Raw genomic sequence first — 19,256 nt, forward strand, 5'->3', positions numbered from 1 at the left:
CATGTCTAGGGAAGGGCTAAAGGTAGAATCCTTTACCGAAGAGCAGAATTTATGCCAACTTGTAATTTGTTGATTTTAAAGTGGAAAATCAAACTAGTGGACTGTGGTTGATGTAAAAAAGACACCGACAGGATGTGATATTGACATCTGCTTAGTGGTCTATTTTGAGCCTACACCGAGTTTTTTCCCCATTCGGTACAGATTACCGCGATCCATATGCAGAAAATCGGCGGCCTTTGACCAAACTCCATCCGATTGTCTTAATGCATGTTCAATTAAGAGCTTTTGATACACTTCTACCAGCTCGCGCATCGATTTTGGATGGAGAGGAAAAAAGCTTGATGTTGTTTTCACATCCGAACGGTGGGGTAAAATATCAAAATGGTCGATATTAATCGTCGTATGAGCTTGCTGAATAGCATGAAGTGCTGCTCGCGTTAGTGCATGTTCCAGTTCACGCACGTTACCATACCAAGGCAAGCTTTCTAATTGACTGAGCAGCCTGGGGTGAACATGTAAATTTGGGGTATTGAATTGGTGACGTACTTTTTCGAGTAAGTAACCAGCCAGTACAGGAATATCCCCTTCACGTATTCTCAATGGGGGGACCGTTATGGGAAAAACATTGAGGCGGTGAAATAAATCCGCACGAAAATGCCCCTCTGCGACTTCTTGAGCTAAATTACGGTTGCTGGCTGCAATGATCCGGACATTAACCAAAAGGTGTTTATCACTGCCAACACGTTGTAGTTCTCCTTGCTGAATCACACGGAGCAATTTGGCTTGCAGGATTAACGGCAATTCGCCGACTTCGTCGAGAAACAGTGTTCCCCCATCTGCAAGTTCAAATTTACCCGCTCGGTGCTGATTTGCACCAGTGAAGGCGCCTTTGACATGACCAAACAACTCACTTTCCGCTAGGCTTTCGGGTAATGCTGCGCAATTGACATAAATCATCGGATGGTCACGACGATGAGATTGAGCGTGCACTTGATGGGCGACTAATTCTTTACCGGTTCCTGTCTCACCCAAAATCAATACTGCATAGTCTGAGGGGGCGACGATAGCGATTTGCTGACGAAGTTGCTGGATTTGTGGGCTAAGACCGACCATCTCACCTTGTTGTGAGCGGGCTTGCTGAATCAACGTTTGGGTGATGGTGCTTTGTTTTTTATTCTGTGCTTTAAGTGCTTTTAATTGAGCGATGTTGCGTAAGGTGGCCGCGGTCAGTGCCGCGAAGGTGTCGATCATTATAGGGTCAAGATGATCAAAAGCGCCGATGGTCAGTGAGTCCATCGTTAACGCTCCGACTAACTGGCCATCAACATAAAGGCTACGCCCTAAGCAATCATGCACGGCGAGTGAGGGCTGTTCATTGAGTAAAGCACCATCAAAAGGATCGGGTAATGGACAATTGGCATCAAAGCGGACGGTTTGTTGGCTATGTAGAATTTGTTCTAAACGAGGGTGCACTTTAGGAAAATAGCGTTGACCCAAGACACTCGTTGATAAGCCTTTTACCGCGACAGGTGTTAAAAATCCATCGTGATCAAAAACAAATAGTGCGGCCGCGTCGCAAGGAAAAACGCAAGCGACGCCATCAATCATACATTGATATTGTTGCTGACTAGATAGGTTGGAACTTAAGTTCAATGCTATGTTAAGCACAACTTGATCGATCGCTTTGGACATAAGTGGCTCTGTTTAATCATCGAGCTCAATATGCTAACAGTTAGATGTCATATTAACATCGCATGGTTATTTTTATTGATGTGTGATTGACATCGATCAATTTTCAATAACATTATAACTGAGTCAGTCATGTTGATTACGTTGGTGCTTTTAAAGTATCTGGTGATCGGTGGCTTATGCTACAGAGTCAATCTATATCATTGAGATAGAGAGTATGCTTAGCAGGACTTATTTTATTGTTTTAACTGATATTGATTACTGTACTGATGTGAACCACTTGAGATTGGCTCTGGAATAATTGAAAAAACCAGTCCTGTTTTTGGTTGACCATGAAAAATAAACCGATTTTGGGCAAGGCATTCTTGCTTCGCTTCGCACGCTTGAGCGAGCTGTTGACTAGGAATATTGCTAGGATCACAGATAATTTCTAAGCGAGTCAGTTTGAGCTGGGCAAAACTCCACTCTATCAACGCAGCTAGTGCTTCTTTCCCGAACCCTTGTTGTTGATGATAGTCTCCTATCCAATAGCCTAAACTCGCCATATTAAACGTGGTAGAAAATTCATTAATCGCGACCATACCAACGATTTGCTGCGTTGCTTTATCGATCACCGCAAAGCCATAGGCGTCAGCTTTTATCCAGTTTAATCGTGTTGCCAGAATAAATCGTTCAGCCTCTTGTTGGTTAAAGTGGGCATGACACCAATCAATCCATCGATGTAAGGAGGGCGAGTGTTGAATAAGTCTTGCAAATTCGACCGCTTCATCAACCGATAAAAGGCGTAATTGCAAACGCTGAGTATTGATCACAAATTCTGGGTTCATGGGAGACGGTCCTATTCTCGCTTCGTTTCCTGATGATTTAACAATCTATACCCTTCCTATTTGAAGCTGCAGGGGCGTTGGCTACGTTCGTTCATCCCAATCACATAACCGGTCTATACTCATAGGGCCTCACTCACTTGCCGCCTACCTTCAACTCCAAGTTGTTTGCGTATAATATCAGACCATATAAAGACCCAACGCCCATATAGGGCGTTGGATAGGATTATTGAACTCGGCGAACTTGGATAATCATGCCCATAAGAGGGTGGTCCAAATAATGGGTTTCGCCACTGCGCATGCGGCGTTTTTGATCGAGGCGATAACTTTTCAAAAAAGATTGTTTTTCCATCGTTGGCGATATGGCAATGAGGTGCCCATCTTGTACATTGGTGCGTGTATCTTGGTCGAGTTCATCTAAGTCCAGCGAGGGATCTTGAAGGATAACTTCACGCACACTCGGTTTTTTTAAGTCAAAATTAGCTTCGGCAAACAGAAAGTGCTGGACATAAATTTGTAAGGTGCCATCAAGCTCATACAGCGGTGGGGTGATGGTCCGTTCAACTACGTCATCAATTGGGCGGTATTGCTCAGTTTGTGCGACTCGTTCACTGCCGTCAGGATTAAACTGGGTTGAGTAGTCTTTCCCCGCTTGAATATGAAAAACGGGAGCGGATGCTCGTCCTTGATCCCCTTGACGCCAAGCAGTATGTAATAATACTTGAAAGCCGGCATGATTGCGTAAACGCTGAGCTTGCTCGGTCAATTGATAGTCCGATTGAGAGAGCATACGTACGCCTTTACTTTGTCGATATTGGGCATCACTTAGGTTGCCTGCACGCGAGAGATTAATCTCAGGCAACGTATCTGGCCATGACTCTTGCGTTTTCTCCGCGTCAATTGCACGTTGGAAGATGATCACTTCAATATCGAATTGTCGCTGCGCTAGGCTGGGCATGGCAACGAGCAAAAGCAGTAGTGGGATCAGTTTTTTCATTATGACTCCGTCAATGTGCTGGGCACGTATTTGATTCTATTGAGCCTACCATATTAGGCAGCAGGTAGTAGATTGTGCTGGAATTCTTGCAGCATGTCTGTAACAAATTGAATTCTTTCTCTTCTATCAACCAGTGGAAGGATAAACTTCAATTTAGTCGGACCTTCCATCGCAAATTGTTTCGGTTGTGCATGAAGTAGTTTAACCAAAAACATCGGGTTAATGTCAGCGTTAGGGTAGAACTCAATATACCCGCCTTTTTCATGCGCTTCGATTTTACGAATTTTCAGTGCGGCGGCGTTGAGCTTCAGTTGGGCAATAGTCAACAGATTCAAGGCTGCATCCGGCAGTTTACCAAATCGATCGATTAATTCGACTTTAAGTTCAGCCAATTCAGTATCATCGGCGACACTGGCGATTTGTTTATAGAGTGATAAACGGCTGTTGATATCAGGGATATAATCATCAGGCAGCAGAGCTGGGATTCGTAGCTCGACTTCACTTTGTTCACGCAGTAGATCATCCAATGATGGCTCTTTACCCGATTTTAAGGCTTCAACCGCTTGTTCTAGCATCTCCATGTATAAGCTAAAACCAATCGATTGGATCTGACCACTCTGCTCATCGCCGAGTAACTCACCCGCTCCGCGAATTTCTAAGTCGTGGGTTGCTAAGGTAAATCCTGCGCCGAGATCTTCAAGCGAAGCAATGGCCTCTAAGCGTTTAATCGCATCTTTGGTCATCGCTTTGGGATGCGGTGTTAATAAATAAGCATACGCCTGGTGGTGAGAGCGACCTACTCGTCCGCGTAATTGGTGTAATTGAGCCAATCCAAGAGTATCGGCGCGATTAATGATAATGGTATTGGCGGTGGGTACATCTATCCCCGTTTCAATGATAGTGGTACACACCAGTACGTTGTAACGCTGATGATAAAAATCATTCATGATTTGTTCGAGTTCACGCTCACGTAATTGTCCGTGGGCGACGGTGACACGAGCTTCAGGGATAAGCGCTTCCAAATCGGCAGCAACTTTCTCGATGCTTTCGACTTGGTTGTGTAAAAAGTAAACTTGACCACCACGCATGATCTCCCTTAGAACCGATTCTCGAACAACACTGTCCTCATGTTGACGGACAAAGGTTTTAATCGCCAAGCGACGAGCAGGCGGTGTTGCAATGATCGATAAATCGCGCATACCACTCATTGCCATATTCAGTGTGCGTGGAATCGGTGTGGCCGTTAACGTTAAAATATCTACATCGGCACGCATGGCTTTGACTTTTTCTTTCTGACGAACCCCAAAGCGGTGTTCTTCATCAACGATTAATAGCCCTAAATCGGCAAAGATGAGATCACTGGAGAGGAGCTTGTGTGTTCCCACGATAATATCGACTTTGCCTTCGGCGACATCTTGCATGATCTGCTTTTGTTCTTTGGCTGATTTAAAGCGTGATAGCACCTCGACACGGATCGGTAAATTGGCAAAACGGTCGCGGAAATTTTCAAAATGTTGCTGAGCCAATAAAGTTGTGGGTACTAAAATAGCCACTTGTTTATTGTTATCGGTACAAACAAAAGCGGCGCGCATCGCGACCTCAGTTTTACCGAAACCAACATCGCCGCAGACGAGTCGATCCATCGCTTTGGCTTGACACATGTCTGACAGTACCGCATTGATCGCCATGGCTTGATCGTCGGTTTCTTCAAAGGGAAAGGTGGCTTTAAAGGTGGCGTATTGGTCACGATCCAAACGGAAGGGATACCCTGGTTTCAGTTCGCGTTTAGCGTAGACATCAAGCAGTTCGGCAGCGACATCGCGGACTTTTTCCGCCGCTTTCTTGCGTGCTTTAACCCAGCTTTCTCCTCCCAGTTTATGGAGTGGCGCGGATTCTTCTGCACCTCCGGAATAACGGCTAATTAAGTTCAGTGATGAAACGGGAACATACAGCTTGGCTTCATTTTGATATTCAAGCGTAACGTATTCGGTAGTAATGCCTCCTGCTTCGAGGGTTTGTAAGCCTAAGTAACGTCCAATACCATGGTCGATATGCACTACGGGCTGTCCCGGTTTTAACTCGGCAAGATGGCGGATCACCGCATCACTATTGGTGGATTTACGTTCTTTCTTTCGACGTTGAACCACCCGTGCTCCGAGTAAATCGGCTTCACAAATCAAGGCGAGAGATGGATCAGTGAAAATCGCACCACGTTCGGCAGCGCCGATCACCAAAGCCAATCGCTCTGAACTTTGCCAAGCGTCATCAAAAGAAGCGAATGCGGTAGGGCGTAACTTAATTCGCTGTAATAGCTCGAGTAGCGCTTCGCGTCGTCCTTCAGACTCAACCGAGAAAATAATCTTACCGGTAAATTGCTCGCTAAATTGACGTAAGGCGGCGAGGGGTTCTTTATTTTGCTGTTGAATCGCTAAATCAGGCAGTGCGGTAATGGCTAAGTTACTTCTACCGGCCTTTTCTGGAATCGGGTCGATGGACAGTTGTAACTGAGCAAAATCTTTGGCGCGCGCGAATAAATCGTCTTTTTTTAACCACAATTCGTCAGGCGCTAGCAATGGGCGTAACGGATCTATATTCCGTTGATCATAACGATACGCGACATCAGCGAGAAATTGGTCAATGGCGCTTTCAACCTGACCTAATAAAATTAATTGACTATGATCCGGGAGATAATCAAACAGTGTTTCGGTATGTTCAAAAAATAGCGGTTGCCAATATTCAATCCCCGCAGGCCATGTGCCTTTAGAAACCTGCATATAGATAGATTCAGGCTCACGACGGGCATCAAATCGTTGCCGAAAACGGGCACGAAATGCTTCTATGGCTTGCTCGGTGGTCGGAAATTCATGAGCAGGAAGTAGGCGAATTTGATCGATTTGCTGAATAGAACGTTGATTTTCTGGGTCAAAAATTCGAATCGTGTCAATTTCATCATCAAAAAAATCAATTCGATAAGGGGAATCACTGCCCATAGGGAAGAGATCCAGGATCGACCCACGACTGGCGTATTCCCCCGGCCCAAAAACCTGATCTACATGACGATAACCGGAGTTTTCTAACTGAACGCGTAATTTGGCTAAAGAGAACCGATCCCCTTGTTTGACCATCAAGGTGTGTTGAAGTAAGAAATCACGTGGCGTCTGGCGTTGTAACAAGGTACTGACCGGGACAACAGTGATCCCAGTTCCTAAAGAGGGCAACTGATATAAGCGAGCGATGCGATCAGAAATAATCTCTTGATGAGGTGAAAAATTATCGTAGGGTAAGGTTTCCCAATCAGGAAATAAGCCGACCGGGGCTTGACTGAATTGCTCTAGCTCTTGAACCAGTTTTAATGCTGTCTGTGGATCGGGTACTGCCAACAAGGTGTGGCTTGAGTGACGATTAGCGAATTCAGCGATAGTTAGCGCGAGACTGACACCGGGTAAATTGCCCAGTTGCTTCTTATCCCCAGCACCACGCAGATGTGGGAGTGTTAATACAGTTTTTGTCATCATTATTGAGTGGGTCGTTATGGTTTTTCTCGATCTAAAGAGCGTTGACGCAACAGTTTCTGTTGGCAATGAAGCGCAGCTTTAATGAGTAGGTCTTGGTCATTATCACGCAGGAGAGTGTATCTGACGCTAATAATCGTGGAGTCGGGATCCGTTTCACAATCGATAACTTCGCCATAACAATAAATCGCTGCTGCGGGATGCTCTAGGAATAATTTAATGCGTAGTGGTGTACCTAGTACGAGCGCGTCTCTGGCTCGATAAGTAAATTGACTGGCACCGAACGACAAGGTTGAGGCACGTTGAGCGGGATCATCTTGTTGGGCGAGCATAAAGCTCAGCAATAGATTCAGCTTAGAATTCTGCGTTTCCAGCAGTTGGATAACGTGTTTAAAATCGCTGTTTTTGAGTTCGAGCCGCGCAGCATCATTTAATTGATCAAGTTGACTAAACTCACTGGCCACAACAAAAGGTGCGGGGATTTCCGCCTCAAAATCGATCTGAGAAGGCAAACGAAAGTTAGCCGCTAACGGCTCGATGTTAATTGTCAGTGCGTGGTATACCGAAAAAAAGTCTTGGTCAGTCATATTGGGTTTCCTTCTCACCTTTGTTGATTATCGTCATAAAGAATCAGTAATCAAGCAAAGTGAGAGTTTTGTTGTAAATCAATCAGCGTGATGGCAAATAAATCTTACCGCCATTTTTGTTGTGATAACGGCGTTTAACAAAGATTTGGCAAAGAAAAACTACAACCTTGGACCGATTCTCGTTACAGTAGCGGCCTATTATGGCTTTGGTTTGTATTATGTTTCATCCTATTTCGATATTTATCGGTTTACGTTATTTACGCGGACGTTCAGGTGATCGGTTTAGTCGATTTGTCTCTTATATGTCGACCGCTGGGATCACGATTGGTGTGATGGCCTTAGTGACGGTATTGTCGGTGATGAATGGTTTTGAATCGCAGTTGAAAAACCGTATTTTGGGGGTTTTGCCGCAAGCGGTGATCGGACAAGCGCAGGAAAAAACCCAATGGCAAGCACAAGCCCCCGATTTTATTAGAGAGTTATCCACTTACAAAGCGCCACAACCGATGGTAAGAAGCGAAGCGGTGGTGCAAAGCTCGTGGCAATTATCGGCGGGTTTATTGGTCGGTATTGCGCCGCAAGCTGACGACCCGATCGCCGATTATCTGATTGCTGGTCGATTAACTGATTTACAACCCGGTGCCTATCATATTTTCTTAGGTCACACTCTGGCTCGTGATCTCAATGTTTCCGTTGGCGATACGGTTCGCTTAATGGTGACTCGCGCCAGTCAATTTACGCCTTTAGGACGTATTCCTAGCCAACGCAATTTCACGGTGGCCGGACTGTTTAATACTGGCTCTGATGTTGATGGGCAACTGATGATCACTCATCTACGAGATGCGGGTCGCTTACTGCGTTTCGACGATCAGACGATTTCTGGCTGGCGACTCTTTATGGCCGATCCTTTTGATGTGGCGACGTTGTCAACGACCTCTTTGCCGGATGGTTGGTATTGGAGCGATTGGCGTGAACAACGTGGTGAGTTATTTCAAGCAGTCAGAATGGAAAAAAACATCATGGGCCTAATGCTGGGACTGATTGTTGGAGTCGCGGCGTTTAATATTATCGCCGCCCTAATCATGGTGGTGATGGAAAAGCAGGCGGAAGTGGCGATTTTAAAAACCCAAGGTATGACCGATCAACAAGTTTTAGCCATTTTTATGGTGCAAGGCGCGAGCAGTGGGGTGATTGGAGCGGTTGTCGGTGGAGTGTTGGGCGCTCTGCTAGCAGCGAACTTGAATAGCATCATGAACACGTTAGGCGTCGCGCTATTTTCATTAGGCGGAGAGTTGCCCGTGGTGATCAACCCGATACAAATTGCGGTGGTGGTATTGCTGGCAATATTGCTTAGCTTTTTAGCCACCTTATTTCCTTCTTATCGCGCATCTAGAGTTAAACCCGCTGAGGCTTTACGTTATGAATGATCTTTTACGCTGTCAGCAGCTTTATAAAATCTATCAAGAAGGTGAGTTGCAGACTCAAGTTTTGAAAGGGGTGAGTTTTTCGATGCAACGCGGTGATCTGGTCTCGATCATTGGTTCTTCTGGCTCAGGAAAAAGCACTTTACTGCATATCCTTGGTGCGCTGGATGAAGCGAGCAGCGGCGATGTTGAATTTCTTGGCCAGCCATTACATCAACTGAGTTCGAATAAACAGGCCAAGATGCGTAATCAACATCTTGGTTTCGTGTATCAGTTTCATCATTTACTGGCTGATTTTACCGCGCTCGAAAACGTAGCGATGCCACTATTAATTGGCGGTAAAAAAGCCAGCGAAGCAAAACGCTCGGCTCAGGCTTTGTTGGCGCGAGTCGGCCTCGGTCACCGTTTGCAACATCGTCCTTCAGAGTTATCGGGCGGAGAGCGGCAGCGTGTTGCGATTGCTAGAGCGTTGGTCAATCGACCGGATTTAGTGCTAGCAGATGAGCCTACTGGCAATTTAGACCACACCACGGCATTGGCGATTTATGATTTGATGCGTGAATTGAATCGTGAGTTTAATACGGCTTTTTTAGTGGTGACTCATGATGGCGAATTGGCAGCAAAAATGGATCGACAACTGCATATGCAAGATGGCCTATTGCTCAACGTTGCGGAGGCATAATGTTTGCAGATTTGGCGCTAGTGATTGGCGCGCGTTTTAGTCGTGCTAAGCAGCGTAATAAGCTGGTGTCGTTTATCTCTTTATCTTCGACACTCGGTATTGCCGTTGGGGTTGCGGTGATCATTATTGGTTTATCGGCGATGAATGGCTTTGAGAGAGAGCTGCAGCAACGTGTATTGTCGGTTATTCCTCATGGTGAGTTTGAAGGGGTACGTGGACCAATCGAACATTGGCCAGACATTGTCCAAAAATCAACGCTACATCCTCAGGTTCAAGCGGCGGCACCATACGTGAAGTTTACCGCATTAGTTGAGCGAGGGGTGCAGTTAAAAGCCATAGAAGTACGAGGGGTCGATACACAAAGGGAGCGTGCCGTATCGCGGCTTGCCGACTATGTTACCCCCGGTGTATGGGAAGCTTTTGTTCCGGCTCAACAGCAAGTCATTTTAGGCAAAGGTGTTGCCGATCAACTGCAAGCCGCAGTGGGGGATTGGATCACTTTGCTGATCCCAAGTAGTCATACTGGGCAAGCGGTTCAAGCACCGAAAAGAGTCCGAGTAAAGGTGGCCGGTTTACTGGAATTAAATGGTCAAATTGATCATAACCTCGCGTTGTTGCCTTTAGAAGACGCTCAGCAATACAGCAATTTAAACGACAAAGTCACGGGGGTGTCGATTAAAGTTTCCGATGTCCTCAAAGCCAATCAAATTGTTCGTGAAGTGGGTAATACACTAGAAGAGTATGTCTATTTGCGTAGTTGGCAGCAAAAATATGGCTTTTTATATCGTGATATTGAAATGGTGCGAACCATCATGTATCTAGTCATGGTATTGGTGATTGGGGTCGCGAGCTTTAATATTGTTTCTACCTTAATGATGGCAGTGAAAGATCGCGCTGCCGATATTGCCATTTTGCGCACGATGGGCGCGAATGATCGCTTAATTAAACGCATTTTCGTCTGGCAAGGGGTATTTTCTGGCGTTATGGGTAGCGTTGTGGGCAGCATGGTTGGGGTGTTTATGGCGCTAAATTTGACACCGATTATTCAGAGTTTAGAAACCTTGTTAGGTCATCAATTTCTTTCAGGGGATATTTATTTTGTCGATTTCCTTCCTTCTCAACTTGAATGGTCAGATGTATTACTGGTTTCGAGTACCGCGATTATCTTAAGTTTATTGGCGACTTGGTATCCAGCTTCTCGAGCCAGCCGTTTGCATCCTGCGGCGGTTCTAAGCAGTAAATAACCCCGTTATTCTCTTCGTTAATAAAAAGAAAAAGGACCTATTGGTCCTTTTTCATCTTTTGTATACTGCTGGTTACTCAGAAAAATGTTGTATCACTCGCACGATGATTCGCTAGAGCTGCACAGTCACTAACAAAATCAATATGGTTTATTTTATCGTATTGGTCACGCGACGTTTTTGCCAGCTGCGTACAACGGAATAGCGCCATAAACCTCGAATACCAAAGTAACCTAATAAGCCAGCGACAATACCACAGACTAAACTGCCCAACAAAAAGGGTGGACCAATGGTGTGCATCTGATGGTGAAGAAATTCCCACGTTAATTCAAAATGAAAAGGTTGCGGCGGAGTATTCATTAACCAAGCGCCAACTTTATAAGAGAAATAAAAGATAAATGGCATAGTGATCGGATTGGTTATCCACACCAAGGCAACAGCGAGGGGTAAGTTCACACCACAAATAATCGCTACGCCAGCAGACATGATCATTTGGCTAGGTAGCGGCACGAAGGCCATAAATAAACCGACTGCAAACGCACCAGCAGCAGAGCGTCGATTTAAACACCACAGATTCGGGTTGTAGAGGACGGAGCCAAAAATTTGTAATGCCTTTTGACGCTTAATAACAGCGTGATCAGGCATAAAACGTTTAATAAACTTTCTTGGCATAAGGAAACATGGCTCTCTTATCGAATTACTGGACGTTGGCTTCGTTCTCGTTAACGATACTCTCTGCCCCATTTTGGCCTTGGATGCCCAAATGGCCTATTATCATTGGCGTTATTGTTGTGTTGATGATGAGTCTCGTGACACGCCGAGGCAGGGGATGCATCGGAATTGCACTGGCCTTAGTGTTGATAATAACACACGGAAATAAAGTAACCGCACAGTCCAATAATATCTTACAATTTGCGACAGATATTACCATAAAAGGTGTCGCTGACAGCTTTTTTACTGCAAATCGTTACGGTTTTAGTGGCTCTTTTGTGGTGAGATCAATTAATGGTCAATCTTTACCCCGATTTTTGTCTCCCACGGTACGTTTAAATTCCCCGATCGCCTTACAATTGGGTGATCATGCTCAATTTGTGGTACAGGCGAAGCCGATTTATGGGCGATTGAATGAAGTCGGGTTTGATCAAGAAGCCTTTTTTCTGAGTCAAGGCTGGAGCGCACAAGCGACCGTTCGTCCCAATACAGCTTATCAAATCATCCCCAGTTCAAGTTTGCGGGCGATATTTTTTCAACAGATTGAGCAACGAACGCGATCCAGCAAGGTTCAAGGCTTTATTTTAGCCCTCACTTTTGGTGAGCGTAGCGGGATTACCGAACAGCAGTGGTTGGAATTACGCAATAGCGGTTTAATCCATCTCACGGCGATCTCAGGGTTGCACATTGGTATGGCATTTGGTTTTGGCTATTTGTTAGGGGGTATGTGTAGCCGCCTTTTGAGAAAAGGCTTATGGCTACCTTTTGTTTGCGGTGGATTGTTTGCACTTGGTTATGCTTGGCTGGCAGGTTTTACGCTACCGACTCAGCGAGCATTGATGATGTGTTGGTTAAATATTCTATTAGTCATGTTTAATGTTCGAGTGACCGCTATTCAACGGGTATTATTAACGTTAGCTGCGGTATTGGCTTTGGACCCTTTTGCTTCATTAAGCACAAGTTTCTGGTTATCTTTTTTAGCGGTCAGTTTTGTTATTTACCAAGTCTCCGTCATCGATAGCCGATGGCCGCTATGGAAGAAAGTGTTTGCTGGTCATCTATTATTAGTGATGTTAATGGCTCCGGTGACGGCTTACTTCTTCTCTGGCGTTAGCCTTTATTCCGCGCTTTATAATCTCGTGTTTATTCCTTGGTTCAGCTTTGTGGTTGTTCCCTTACTGTTTATTGTCTTGTGTGGCAATGTGTTGATCGCCGATCAAGTCCAGTGGCTTTGGACTTGGGTTGAGGCGGCTTTAATGCCGTTTAGCTGGTCGTTAGGCTTTGCAGAACATAGCTGGTTACCGGTTAACCAAACGTGGCAATATAGTTTGTTGGCTTTATTTTTAGTGATGATGTTACGGCCACTTTTGACCGCGCGATCTCTTATTGCGATTGGGTTACTTTTTAGCGCGACTTGGTTAACAATACAACCGAAGGTCTACTGGCAAGTGGATATGTTGGATGTTGGACATGGCTTGGCGATGGTTATTGAGCGTAACGGACGTTATGTTTTATACGATACAGGGAGTAGTTGGCATGAAGGCAGCGTGGCGACATCACTGATTATTCCATTATTAACTCGACGCGGAGGACTAGATGCCCTTGATGGCGTGATCATTAGCCATAGTGATAATGATCACGCGGGAGGATTAGCCGATATTCAATCACGGCTAAAACCAGCTTGGATTCGCGCTAGTTACCGTAATGAACATTTCTCTCCGTGTATTCAAGGTGAATTCTGGCAATGGCAAGAATTGACTTTTGAAGTCGTGTGGCCACCTCGTTTGGTTGATAGAGCGGATAACCCTCATTCTTGTGTGGTGCGTATGGTTGATAAGCAATATGGGCATAGTGTGTTGTTGACCGGTGATGTGACGGCGATTGGTGAGTGGTTACTCAGTCGTGACGCGTTATTAGACAGTGATGTGTTAGTGGTTCCTCATCATGGAAGTCAAACGTCTTCTACACAAGCGTTTATAGAAAAGGTCAATCCACAGTTGGCGATTGCTTCATTGGCGAAAGGTCATCGATGGCGATTACCTCACCCAGACGTTCTCGCGCGTTATCAATCTTTAGGCATTCCGTGGCTTGATACGGGAGAGGTCGGACAAATAACACTCCGTTACCAAGGATCTCAACGTCAGCTTTTCACCTTACGCGGTGGGCGAATCACGCCTTGGTATAGGCAGATGCTACGTAAAGAGGTAGAATGAGGTCAATTTTGTAATATCGATAAAGCAGCTTTATGTCACTCAATTCTGACGAAACAACTTGGCAAACCTTTAAGCGTCTTTGGACTTACATCCGTCTTTATAAAGTCGGATTGGTGCTGGCGACCATCGCTTTAGTGATCAATGCGATCTCTGATACCTACATGATCTCCTTACTAAAGCCGCTATTAGATGAAGGTTTTGGTGGTACAGACTCTAATTTTTTGCAGATCTTACCTTTTCTTATTCTTGGTCTGATGTTTATTCGTGGCTGTAGCGGTTTTGTTTCTGCTTACTGTTTAAGTTGGGTATCTGGCAATGTAGTGATGCTGATGCGTAGGCGGATTTTTAATCAGTTTATGCATATGCCAGTCAGTTTTTTCGATCGTGAGTCAACCGGTGGTTTATTATCGCGAATTACTTATGATTCTGAACAGGTTGCAGGAGCCACGAGTCGAGCAATGGTCAGTATTGTTCGTGAAGGGGCCAGTATCATTGGTTTATTAACCTTGATGTTCTGGAACAGCTGGCAACTCTCTCTAGTTTTAATTGTGGTTGCTCCAGTTGTTGCGATTGGCATTCGAGTGGTCTCTAAACGCTTTCGAAAAATCTCCAAAAATATGCAAACAACCATGGGCCATGTCACTTCGTCGGCAGAACAGATGCTTAAAGGCCATAAAGTGGTTTTAAGCTATGGTGGACAAGAGGTTGAGCGTAAACGCTTTGATAAAGTTAGCAATCAAATGCGCCAACAGACCATGAAGTTAGTCTCGGCTCAAGCAGTAGCCGATCCTGTGATTCAAATGATTGCTTCATTAGCCTTGGTGACGGTCTTATTCTTAGCTAGCGTTGATTCTATTCGTGCAGATTTAACGCCTGGTACCTTCACGGTTATTTTCTCGGCGATGTTTGGTTTGATGCGCCCTTTAAAGGCTTTGACCAACGTAACTTCAGAGTTTCAACGAGGTATGGCCGCAACACAAACGTTATTTGCGTTAATGGACCTGGAAACCGAGCGCGATAATGGTAAGTTTGTGACAGATAAAGTGCGTGGTGATATTGCCGTAAAAGATGTCTCTTTTACTTATCAAGGTAAAGAAAAACCGGCATTATCGCATGTAAGTTTTACCATTCCTCAAGGCAAAACCGTTGCACTCGTCGGACGTTCCGGATCGGGTAAGTCAACCATTGCTAATTTGTTTACCCGTTTTTATGACGTCGATTCCGGTGCCATCTACCTTGATGACCACGATATTCGTGATTACACGCTGAGCAATTTGCGGCAACATTTTGCTTTAGTCTCGCAAAATGTTCATTTATTTAATGACACCATCGCCAATAACATCGCTTACGCGGCACAAGAGCAATACAGCCGTGAGCAAATAGAAGAGGCTGCCCGCTTAGCCCATGCGATGGACTTTATACAACATTTACCACAAGGCTTAGATACGATAATTGGTGAGAACGGAGCCAGTCTCTCTGGTGGCCAACGTCAGCGTATTGCGATTGCTCGCGCTCTGCTGCGTGATGCTCCTGTGCTTATTTTGGATGAAGCCACTTCAGCATTGGATACTGAATCAGAAAGAGCTATTCAAGCCGCGCTTGACGAATTACAGAAAAATAAAACGGTATTAGTGATTGCTCACCGACTTTCAACGATTGAACAAGCTGATCAAATTTTAGTGGTTGATGACGGTGAGATCATTGAGCGTGGGAATCATGCTGATCTCATCAAACAAAATGGCGCTTATGCGCAATTGCATCGTATTCAGTTTGGCGATTAATCCGTGATAGACAAATTGTGGTTTGGACGCCATCCGCTCTATTTTTTGCTTTGGCCACTTTTGTGGCCATTGAGTCGACTGTTTTATGTGATCAGTACTCGTCGCCGGCATGCCTTTTTGTCTGGTAAAAAAGCGCGTTATCGAGCGCCATTGCCAGTGATTGTTGTCGGTAACATTACCGCTGGTGGTAATGGTAAGACCCCCGTTGTAGTTTGGTTAGTGGAGTTACTGCAACGTCAAGGCTATCGACCGGGCGTGGTTTCAAGAGGATACGGAGGTAAGGCGGCTCAATATCCGTTATTGGTTACTGACCATACCTTACCGACCGAATGTGGTGATGAGCCTAAGCTGATTTATCAACGTACAGGTGCCCCAGTGGCCGTTGACCCAATACGTGCGCATGCGGTTCAAGCATTGCTCAGCCAAGGGGTTGATCTTATTGTTACCGATGATGGTTTACAGCACTATGCGTTGGAACGAGATATCGAATTTGCGGTTGTTGATGGAGTTCGTCGCTTTGGTAACCAACAACTGCTTCCGTTGGGGCCATTGCGCGAACCTGTCGAACGTTTACAGCAAGTCGACTTTGTGATCAATAATGGCGGAGAGCCGGTTATGGGTGAACTTGCCATGACACTCAAACCCAGCTTAGCGGTTAATGTCATCAGCGGAGAGCGCATTGATGTTGCTGCCCTGAGCCGTTTAGTGGCTTGGGCTGGCATTGGCCATCCGGCTCGCTTTTTTAATACGTTACATCAACTTGGTGCATCACTGATTCTTACCCATGATTTTGCTGATCATCAAGCATTTGATGAAACGATATTGCGCGAATTAGCCAGCCAAGGTGATAACGTGATCATGACAGAGAAAGATGCCGTTAAGTGTACAGATTTTGCAGCAAAAAACTGGTGGTATTTACCCGTATCGGCCGAGATTTCACCAACTGATCAACAGTGCATATTAGATAAAATTAAAGAGGTTATGGAACATTATGGACCACCGTCTGCTTGAAATTGTGGCTTGTCCCGTATGCAAGGGGAAGTTGACTTACGATAAAGGTAACCAAGAGCTGATTTGTAAATTAGATCGTCTGGCTTATCCAATAAAAGAAGGTATTCCAGTACTGCTCGAACCTGAAGCGAGAAGTATGACCATGGATGAGGGACGCTAATGTCTTTTACGGTTATCATTCCGGCCCGCTACCAATCAAGTCGCTTGCCAGGTAAGCCGTTGGCTGATATTGGCGGTAAGCCAATGATTCAGTGGGTTTATGAGCAAGCGCAGCAAGCAGGCGCTGAGCGGGTAATTGTTGCTACCGATGATAGTCGAGTCGAGCAAGCGGTCCTCAGTTTTGGCGGATCAGTATGCATGACGTCAATCGAACATCAATCTGGTACGGAACGTTTAGCCGAAGTGATTGCTTTAATGGGGATTGACGATGATCATATCATCGTCAATGTACAAGGGGATGAACCCCTTATCCCGCCAGTGATTATTCGTCAAGTTGCGGAAAACTTAGCATCAAGCCAAGCGCCAATGGCGACTTTAGCGGTTGAAATTGATGATCCACAAGAGGTATTCAATCCTAACGCCGTTAAAGTGGTGACTGATCAACAAGGTTATGCGTTGTACTTTAGTCGCGCGAGTATTCCATGGGACCGCGATAACTTTATTCTTGAACCGAAGGCGATTACTCAGCCATTAATGCGCCATATTGGTATTTATGCTTACCGAGCCGGGTTTATCAATACCTACATACACTGGTCGCCAAGTGTGTTAGAGAAAATCGAAAATCTAGAGCAACTGCGTGTACTGTGGTACGGCGAAAAAATTCATGTGGCTGTTGCGCTCGAAGCGCCGCCAGCCGGTGTTGATACGCCTGAGGATTTAGCAGCGGTGCGTAAACTTATCGAATAAATGTCGAACATGGGTGCACTTTTCCCCATTGTAAGTCGTAGCTCCAAGAGATTGAGATATATTAGCCGTATTAAACAGTAAGCCCCATCGGTTGATGGGGCTTATTTATTGATACTCTGTTTAACGTTATGTAAAGCGTGATATTAATCGTTTTTCTTTGGACAAGTGGCAAGTAGCTCGTGTTTACCGTTATCTTTACGTTCTTCTAATTTCACTTCAAAGCCCCACAGACGATGCATATGTTTGAGCACCTCATCGTAGCTTGGATCGAGTGGAATTCGATCGTGAGGCACATATTGCAGTGTCAATGAGCGATCACCTCGAACGTCGACATTGTAAACTTGAATGTTGGGTTCTAAATTGCTCAAGTTATATTGTGACGCAAGTTTTTCACGAATTTGGCGATATCCCAACTCATCATGAATCGCACTGATTTCAATAAAGTTTTTATGATCATCGTCAGAAATGGCGAACAATTTAAAATCACGGATAAGTTTTGGTGACAAATATTGGCTAATAAAGCTTTCGTCTTTAAAGTTGCGCATTGCGAAGTGTACGGCATCCAGCCAATTGGTATCGACTAATTCAGGGAACCAGTGTCTATCTTCATCCGTTGGCTCTTCACAAATGCGCTTTATGTCTCGAAACATCGCAAACCCAAGCGCGTACGGGTTAATACCACTGTAGTAACGGCTGTTATACGCAGGCTGCATCACCACACTACTGTGGCTATGTAAAAATTCGAGCATAAATTTATCGGACAGTAACCCTTCATCGTAAAGATGATTCAGAATTGTGTAATGCCAGAAAGTGGCCCAACCTTCATTCATGACTTGCGTTTGTTTTTGTGGGTAAAAATATTGGCTGATTTTACGCACGATACGCACGACTTCACGCTGCCAAGACTCTAGAAGAGGTGCATGTTTTTCAATGAAATACAAAATGTTTTCTTGTGGTTCAGAAGGAAAACGTCGTTGTAACTCGGCTTCCTTGGCTTTTTTAGGCACGGTTCGCCACAAGGCATTCACCTGTGATTGTAAATAAGCTTCGCGTTCTTCTTGGCGTGCTTTTTCTTCAGCAATCGAAATCTTTTCTGGGCGTTTATAACGATCGACGCCATAGTTCATTAACGCATGGCATGAGTCCAATAATTGCTCGACTTCGGTCACTCCATATTTTTCTTCACATTTAGCTAAGTAGTTTTTAGCAAACAGTAGATAATCGATAATAGAGCTGGCGTCAGTCCAGGTTTGAAATAAATAGTTGCCTTTAAAAAAAGAGTTATGTCCGTAACAGGCATGAGCCATGACCAAAGCCTGCATAGTGACGGTATTTTCTTCCATCAAGTAAGCAATACAGGGATCTGAATTAATCACAATTTCATAGGCTAACCCCATTTGACCGTGCTTATAGTTTTTCTCAGTATGAATAAACTTTTTACCAAATGACCAATGGTTATAATTGATCGGCATACCAATACTGGAGTAGGCGTCCATCATCTGTTCAGAAGTGATCACCTCAATCTGATTAGGGTAGGTATCTAAACGATAATGCTCGGCAACACGTTTAATTTCTTGGTGGTATTGATGCAAAAGATCAAAAGTCCAATCTGGACCATCAGCCAGACGTTTGTTTTTTTTCTTACGCTTTTGCGTGGTGGCTGTTTTGACTGTCATAG

At 44.9% G+C, this 19,256-nt stretch carries 15 protein-coding genes; 8 read left to right on the top strand and 7 right to left on the bottom strand.

The features are described from left to right. Window positions 1–159: 159 nt before the first annotated feature. The 5 genes from norR to FKN88_RS04610 form a co-directional block, all read right to left on the bottom strand. Window positions 160–1,692, bottom strand: coding sequence for a nitric oxide reductase transcriptional regulator NorR (norR, locus tag FKN88_RS04590; protein WP_154167549.1), 1,533 nt, complete (start codon window positions 1,690–1,692; stop codon window positions 160–162). A gap of 233 nt (window positions 1,693–1,925) precedes the next feature. Beyond that, entirely contained in the window at window positions 1,926–2,516 is a 591-nt protein-coding gene (locus tag FKN88_RS04595; protein ID WP_154167552.1) for a GNAT family N-acetyltransferase, read from the bottom strand. Window positions 2,517–2,739: 223 nt separating this feature from the next. Beyond that, window positions 2,740–3,510, bottom strand: coding sequence for a peptidoglycan binding protein CsiV (locus tag FKN88_RS04600; RefSeq protein WP_154167555.1), 771 nt, complete (start codon window positions 3,508–3,510; stop codon window positions 2,740–2,742). A gap of 53 nt (window positions 3,511–3,563) precedes the next feature. Beyond that, window positions 3,564–7,025, bottom strand: a complete 3,462-nt coding sequence (gene mfd / locus FKN88_RS04605; RefSeq protein ID WP_306687349.1) for a transcription-repair coupling factor — start codon at window positions 7,023–7,025, stop codon at window positions 3,564–3,566. A 14-nt stretch (window positions 7,026–7,039) separates the two neighbouring features. Next, window positions 7,040–7,609, bottom strand: coding sequence for a PilZ domain-containing protein (locus FKN88_RS04610; protein WP_040904201.1), 570 nt, complete (start codon window positions 7,607–7,609; stop codon window positions 7,040–7,042). A gap of 218 nt (window positions 7,610–7,827) precedes the next feature. Between FKN88_RS04610 and lolC the strand changes: the two genes are divergently transcribed. The 3 genes from lolC to lolE are packed head-to-tail and all read left to right on the top strand — an operon-like array spanning window position 7,828 to window position 10,959. Then, window positions 7,828–9,036 carry a lipoprotein-releasing ABC transporter permease subunit LolC gene (lolC, locus tag FKN88_RS04615; RefSeq protein WP_161425121.1) on the top strand — a complete coding sequence of 403 codons (1,209 nt, stop codon included), beginning with the start codon at window positions 7,828–7,830 and terminating at the stop codon, window positions 9,034–9,036. After that, on the top strand, window positions 9,029–9,715 hold the full coding sequence (gene lolD, locus FKN88_RS04620) for a lipoprotein-releasing ABC transporter ATP-binding protein LolD (RefSeq protein ID WP_154167560.1): 687 nt from the start codon (window positions 9,029–9,031) through the stop codon (window positions 9,713–9,715). The genes lolC and lolD overlap by 8 nt, the downstream gene beginning before the upstream one ends. Beyond that, the gene (lolE, locus tag FKN88_RS04625) at window positions 9,715–10,959 is read left to right on the top strand and encodes a lipoprotein-releasing ABC transporter permease subunit LolE (RefSeq protein WP_158138630.1); all 1,245 of its coding nucleotides are present in this window, start codon (window positions 9,715–9,717) and stop codon (window positions 10,957–10,959) included. Before lolD ends, lolE begins: the two co-directional genes overlap by 1 nt. A gap of 147 nt (window positions 10,960–11,106) precedes the next feature. Here lolE and FKN88_RS04630 read toward each other — a convergent pair whose 3' ends face one another. Further along, window positions 11,107–11,628: a DUF2062 domain-containing protein gene (locus FKN88_RS04630; protein WP_110166641.1), complete on the bottom strand. Its 522-nt coding sequence runs from the start codon at window positions 11,626–11,628 to the stop codon at window positions 11,107–11,109. An 8-nt stretch (window positions 11,629–11,636) separates the two neighbouring features. Between FKN88_RS04630 and FKN88_RS04635 the strand changes: the two genes are divergently transcribed. The 5 genes from FKN88_RS04635 to kdsB are packed head-to-tail and all read left to right on the top strand — an operon-like array spanning window position 11,637 to window position 17,578. Then, a complete protein-coding gene (locus FKN88_RS04635) occupies window positions 11,637–13,880 on the top strand; it encodes a DNA internalization-related competence protein ComEC/Rec2 (RefSeq protein WP_158138629.1) in 2,244 nt (747 codons plus the stop codon). Between the two features lie 32 nt (window positions 13,881–13,912). Continuing rightward, window positions 13,913–15,661, top strand: coding sequence for a lipid A ABC transporter ATP-binding protein/permease MsbA (msbA, locus tag FKN88_RS04640; RefSeq protein ID WP_154167664.1), 1,749 nt, complete (start codon window positions 13,913–13,915; stop codon window positions 15,659–15,661). Between the two features lie 3 nt (window positions 15,662–15,664). Continuing rightward, complete coding sequence (gene lpxK, locus FKN88_RS04645) at window positions 15,665–16,672, top strand: tetraacyldisaccharide 4'-kinase (protein ID WP_306687348.1); 1,008 nt, start codon at window positions 15,665–15,667, stop codon at window positions 16,670–16,672. After that, window positions 16,653–16,832 (top strand): Trm112 family protein, encoded by a 180-nt coding sequence (locus tag FKN88_RS04650; RefSeq protein ID WP_154167670.1) that lies wholly within the window; start codon window positions 16,653–16,655, stop codon window positions 16,830–16,832. The genes lpxK and FKN88_RS04650 overlap by 20 nt, the downstream gene beginning before the upstream one ends. Continuing rightward, on the top strand, window positions 16,832–17,578 hold the full coding sequence (gene kdsB, locus FKN88_RS04655) for a 3-deoxy-manno-octulosonate cytidylyltransferase (protein WP_154167672.1): 747 nt from the start codon (window positions 16,832–16,834) through the stop codon (window positions 17,576–17,578). Before FKN88_RS04650 ends, kdsB begins: the two co-directional genes overlap by 1 nt. A 143-nt stretch (window positions 17,579–17,721) precedes the next feature. On the opposite strand, the gene FKN88_RS04660 is transcribed toward kdsB, so the two are convergent. Beyond that, complete coding sequence (locus FKN88_RS04660) at window positions 17,722–19,254, bottom strand: SpoVR family protein (RefSeq protein ID WP_154167675.1); 1,533 nt, start codon at window positions 19,252–19,254, stop codon at window positions 17,722–17,724. Between the last annotated feature and the right edge of the window lie 2 nt (window positions 19,255–19,256).

Origin of the sequence: Vibrio sp. 2017_1457_13, assembly GCF_030851525.1 — a bacterium.
Lineage (GTDB): Bacteria > Pseudomonadota > Gammaproteobacteria > Enterobacterales > Vibrionaceae > Vibrio > Vibrio metschnikovii.